This window comes from Nocardioides sp. CF8 (genome assembly GCF_000389985.1).
Lineage (GTDB): Bacteria > Actinomycetota > Actinomycetes > Propionibacteriales > Nocardioidaceae > Nocardioides > Nocardioides allogilvus.
In genome coordinates this window covers 4,121,194-4,123,857 of the sequence record NZ_CM001852.1, presented here as the reverse complement: position 1 = coordinate 4,123,857, position 2,664 = coordinate 4,121,194, and the positions used below count along the sequence as shown (strand labels likewise).

The 2,664-nt window shown below is 65.3% G+C and carries 2 protein-coding genes; both read left to right on the top strand.

The window, feature by feature from the left end; translation table 11 throughout:
* Window positions 1-746, top strand: a 746-nt coding sequence (locus CF8_RS20075; protein ID WP_198016902.1) for a transposase, incomplete at its 5' end; no start/stop codon positions are given.
* Entirely contained in the window at window positions 746-1,558 is an 813-nt protein-coding gene (gene istB / locus CF8_RS20070) for an IS21-like element helper ATPase IstB (RefSeq protein ID WP_036491626.1), read from the top strand. The genes CF8_RS20075 and istB, both read left to right, overlap by 1 nt.
* The last annotated feature ends 1,106 nt before the right edge of the window (window positions 1,559-2,664 follow it).

The window sequence follows — 2,664 nt, the reverse complement described above, 5'->3', positions numbered from 1 at the left end:
CTCCGGGCAGTTTCTCGTGGCCGCCGACACTGGTCTGGGACGGCGAGGGTGCAGTCGGACGGTGGCGTCCCAAGGAGTCCGCGCTCACCTTGGAGTGCCAGGCGTTCCGCGGTGTGCTCGGCACCAAGGTCTACGTGTGCAAACCGGCCGATCCTGAGGCCAAGGGCATGCTCGAGCGGTTCCGCGACTACCTCGAACGGTCCTTCCTGCCCGGCCGGACGTTCACCGGACCCGAGGACTTCAACACCCAGCTGGCCGGGTTCGTGACCAAGGCCAACGCCCGCAAGATGCGAGCACTGGGATGTGCGCCCAACGACCGGATCGCAGCAGACCGGGAAGCGATGATCGCGCTGCCACCAGTTGCCCTGGAGGCCGGGTGGCGCAAGTCGATGAGGCTGCCGCGCGATCACTACATCCGCCTCGATTCCAACGACTACTCCGTCCACCCCGCCGTCGTCGGGCGCCGGATCGAGGTCCACGCCGACCTGGGCCGGGTGTGGGTGACCTGCCAGGGCGCGATCGTCGCCGACCACGCCCGCGTGTGGGCCCAGCACCAGACGATCACCGAGTTCGAGCACACCGTTGCCGCGAAGCTGCTTCGACAGAGCCGTGGCGACCTGCTCCGCCCGGTCGCGGACGCGGTCACCGGCGAGGAAGTCGAGATCCGATCGCTCGGCGTCTACGACCAGGTCCTCGGGCTCGTCGATGGCCTTGCCGATGAGCTCGCCGATGAGGAGGTGTCGTGATGACTGCGCGGACCACGGCGAAGAGCACCGCGAGGACCGGCCGCGACGTGTCGAGCAAACTGGAGTTCCTGACTCGGGCGTTGAAGGCACCCACGCTGCGCGAGTCCGTCGCGCGGTTGGCCGAGCGGGCACGTGAGGACTCGTGGACCCATGAGGAGTTCCTCGCCGCCTGCCTGCAACGCGAGGTATCGGCCCGTGAGTCCCACGGCGGTGAGGGTCGCATCCGCGCCGCCCGGTTCCCCGGGAGGAAGTCGCTGGAGGACTTCGACTACGACCATGCCCGTGGCCTGAAACGCGACACCATCGCGCACCTGGGCACCCTGGACTTCGTCGCCGCCAAGGAGAACGTGATCCTCCTCGGCCCGCCCGGCACCGGCAAGACCCATCTGGCCACAGGTCTGGCGATCCGCGCCTGCCAAGCCGGCCACCGGGTCCAGTTCGCCACCGCCAGCCAGTGGGTCGACCGGCTCGCCGAGGCCCACCACGCCGGCCGCCTGCAAGACGAGCTCCGCCGCCTGGTCCGCTACCCGGTCCTGGTCATCGACGAGGTCGGCTACATCCCCTTCGAACCCGAGGCAGCCAACCTGTTCTTCCAACTCGTCTCATCGCGCTACGAACGCGCCAGCCTCATCGTCACGTCCAACAAGAACTTCGCCCGCTGGGGCGAGGTCTTCGGCGATGACACCGTCGCCGCCGCGATGATCGACCGGCTCGTCCACCACGCCGAGATCATCGCACTCAAGGGCGACTCCTACCGGCTGAGGAACCGAGAGCTCGGCCGCGTTCCCGCGGCCGTGAACGAAGAGAACTAGAGACCGAGGGGGTCAATTTTCAACCGACGAAAGGGGGTCAGTTTTCGACCGTCGTTGACACTGGACACGCCGCTCTTCCTCCTCCGCTTCTTCTTCGGGACGCCCCCAGCCAACGAGACCACTCGATCGCTGATCGAGACCAGCGGGTCCATTCAGACCCCAGCTCCTACACCCTCAACTGGGAAGAGCCGCGAAAGCTCGTTGCCCGCATTCCCTCGAGATCGCTAAAGCGGGCGGGCGGCGACCAAAAGGTCGATCCGAGCCTGTTGAACGAGCTCGGCCGATGCGTCGAGCCACGTAAACCACGACCACGATCAACTCACCACGACCCGGGCAATCGGTGGATCGAGGCTTAGCGATTAGTGACTGCGCACTATCTCCTCGCGCGCGCTTTCGTGACAGCGTGGCGGATGCAGGGTCGTCGTGTTCGCCCTACGCCGATTGCATTCGGTGTCCTGCTCGAGACTTCACCGAGCCCACCGAGGCCGAGTCGCCGATTGATTCTGGGCTTTGCCGGAGATAGTGAGGATTAGCCGAAGTATCGGGCGGCGAAGCGCATTCCCACAAGAGGAAGTGCGAGCGCGATTAGGAACAAGGTCATAAGTGCGGCATACGTGAACGAGATCATGGCATGAGACCACTTTCGGAACCTTTGCGATGGCATTTGCCTGTCTCGTGGGCTGACCGGAGACAGAGGGGTGCTCCGACCTTCATTTCGAGGCCGTGCGTGTGCGGCGATGGGTCCGAGCGCGAATGCGCTTCGGTTCAATTGCTTCGTGAAGGGAGCAAGGTGAACGTGACCATAATGTCGATGCACTGTTGCGTCAAGCAACACTTTTCCCGGCTGCCGTTGTCCTCCCAACCGCACGCCGCTGTGTCCCGCGAGCTGCTCGCCGCTGGCGCCGCCCGCCTCTAAGCCTCGGCCCAGCTCCCGCATGAGGGCTTCATTACCCGTCGGATCGGGCAGGTAGGACCCCCGCCGCTCGGACCGTTAGCGGATCCTCGTCTGGCCAACCTCGGATGCCGCACCTAACGTTCGATCACGTCAGACAATCCCGTCCCCAGGAGGTCATCCATGCAGGTCGACGAACTGCTGAAGCCGTTCC